The following is a 2,157-nucleotide window of genomic DNA, read 5'->3' as shown; positions in this document are numbered from 1 at the left end:
GCAGCCGTGCCCGATGCCGGGCAGGGCGTCGTACTCGGCGAGGATGCCGATGTGCGGGCCGTCGGACCCGGCGGTGCAGCGCAGCGCGGTCTCCAGCCCGCCGACACCGACCTCCGGCTCGTGACCGTGCCGCCTCAGCAGGTCGGCGACGGCCGCGACCGAGCGGTGCTCCTCGAACGACGTCTCGGGATGGGCGTGCAGGTCCCGGCTCAGCGCGACGAGCTCGTCCCCGAGCTGCGCGACCGCCTCACGGACCTGTTCTCGCAGGTCGACCGTGGCCCCGGCGTGCGCGGAGCCCAGCGGCTCCGCGGCGGCCACGGCCCGCTCGGTCGCCGCGACCAGGGCGCGCAGGAAGCTGTCGTCGGGCTGCGAGGGCATGCCCGGAGGGTAGGGGTCAGTCCGAGGAGGACGACGAGCCGGAGTCCGACGACGAGGAGCCCGAGTCCGAGGAGCAGGAGGAACCGGAGTCCGACGACGAGCCGGAGCCCCAGGACCCGCAGTCGGCGGAACCGGTGTCGCCCGACCACGACCCGCTCCAGGACTCGCCACCCGACCAGCCCGTGGCCGTCGGGGAGTCGTGGTTCGGGACCCACCAGGAGCCGGTGTCCGCCGAGGCGTAGGACATCGGGCGCGCGGGGACCCGGAGGTCGGCGACGGCGCGCCGCACCGGTGCGGTCACCCGCAGCACCACCAGCGCGATCACGGAGCCGATCAGCACCGGCACGGCGAACAGCAGGCCGAACCAGCCGAGTACGGCGTACAGCAGGCCGACGACGGCGAGGTCGCAGAGCACGACGAGCGGCACGAGCCAACGGGGGATCACGACACGTTGACGAACGCGGCGCGTGCGGCGTTACGGGACGAGGATGGGGGCATGGCGACCTGGCGGACCGGGACCTCGGGCTGGCGCTACCCGCCCTGGCGCGGCGAGTTCTACCCCACGGGGCTGGCGCAGCGCCGCGAGCTGGAGTATCTGTCCCGCGCGGTGTCGTCGATCGAGATCAACGGCTCCTTCTACTCGCTGCAGAGCTCCTGGCCGAGCTGGCGGGCGGAGACACCGGAGGGCTTCGTGTTCTCGGTGAAGGGACCCCGGTTCGTCACGCACCTCAAGCAGCTCAACGACGTCCGGGTGCCGGTCGCGAACTTCCTCGCCTCCGGCGTCCTCGCGCTGGGGTCGAAGCTCGGCCCGATCCTCTGGCAGCTCCCGCCGCGGATGATCTTCCGTCCCGACCGGATGCGGGACTTCCTGGCACTCCTGCCGCACACGACCGCGGCCGCGGTGGAGCTGGCGAAGGAGCACGACGAGAAGATCGCGGACCCGGTCCTGCAGACGGACGCCGACCGCCCGCTGCGGCACACGATCGAGGTGCGGCACGCGAGCTTCCGCGACCCGGCGTTCCTCGCGCTGCTGCGCGAGCACGAGGTGGGGCTGGTGGTGGCGGACACGGCGGGCAAGTGGCCGTTCCTCACCGACGTCACCGCGGACTTCGTCTACTGCAGGCTGCACGGCGCCGAGGAGCTGTACATCTCCGGCTACACGCCCGAGGCGCTCGACGCCTGGGCGGACCGGGTCCGCGGCTGGCTCGGCGAGGGGCTCGACGTGTTCGTCTACTTCGACAACGACGTCAAGGTCCACGCCCCGCGGGACGCGATCGCGCTGGCCGAGCGGCTCAGCCGGTGAGCTGGGCCTCGCGGGCCACGCGGTGGGCGATGAGCATCCGCCGTCCCACCAGCACCCCGGCGCCCGCCAGGAGCATCGCGCCCGCGGCGACGAACCAGGCCGTCGTGAACGAGGCGTGGGTGGCGAGGAAGCCGAAGCCGATCGGCCCCACGAACCCGCCGGCGTAGACCCCGACCTGCACGATCGCCGTCGCGGCGGCGGGGGCGGACGGGTTGAGCCGCACCACCGCGAACTGCAGCAGCCCGGGCCAGGACCAGCCGAGGCCGAAGCCGAGGACCGTCCCGACGACCAACGTGACCGGGCCGGGCACGGCGAGCAGCGCCAGCCCGACCGCCCCGGAGAGCAGCGACGCCGCCACGAACGCCACGTGCCCGCCCGCGCGTCGGTCCGCCAGCCAGCCGTGCAGCATCCGCACGACGAGCCCGACCACGCTGCCCAGGGTCAGCACCAGCCCCGCGACCCCCGGTTCGACGCCC

3 protein-coding genes and 1 pseudogene are annotated in these 2,157 nt (G+C 73.7%); 1 reads left to right on the top strand and 3 read right to left on the bottom strand.

Annotated elements, in window-relative coordinates; genetic code table 11:
* Together H5J29_RS30075 and H5J29_RS30070 are read right to left on the bottom strand one after the other, a co-directional pair.
* Window positions 1-378: pseudogene (locus H5J29_RS30075) on the bottom strand (amidohydrolase); the annotation flags it as partial.
* Window positions 379-394: 16 nt separating this feature from the next.
* Window positions 395-823 (bottom strand): hypothetical protein, encoded by a 429-nt coding sequence (locus H5J29_RS30070; protein ID WP_181784342.1) that lies wholly within the window; start codon window positions 821-823, stop codon window positions 395-397.
* Between the two features lie 51 nt (window positions 824-874).
* On the opposite strand from H5J29_RS30070, the gene H5J29_RS30065 reads away from it, so the two are divergent.
* Window positions 875-1,681, top strand: coding sequence for a DUF72 domain-containing protein (locus H5J29_RS30065; protein ID WP_181784341.1), 807 nt, complete (start codon window positions 875-877; stop codon window positions 1,679-1,681).
* Here the strand turns inward: H5J29_RS30065 and H5J29_RS30060 are convergent.
* On the bottom strand, window positions 1,671-2,157 hold a 487-nt coding region (locus H5J29_RS30060), incomplete at its 5' end, for an MFS transporter (RefSeq protein ID WP_181784340.1). The two genes, H5J29_RS30065 and H5J29_RS30060, sit on opposite strands and share 11 nt — an antisense overlap.

It is taken from the genome of Pseudonocardia pini, assembly GCF_013870575.1.
Classification (GTDB): domain Bacteria; phylum Actinomycetota; class Actinomycetes; order Mycobacteriales; family Pseudonocardiaceae; genus Pseudonocardia; species Pseudonocardia pini.
The sequence above is the reverse complement of the archived record's forward strand: the minus strand, read 5'-3'. Positions and strand labels throughout refer to the sequence as shown.

What these genes read in the sequence shown, in the direction of transcription:
- H5J29_RS30065 (WP_181784341.1), top strand. Translation starts at nt 875, where the DNA reads ATGGCGACCTGGCGGACCGGGACCTCGGGCTGGCGCTACCCGCCCTGG.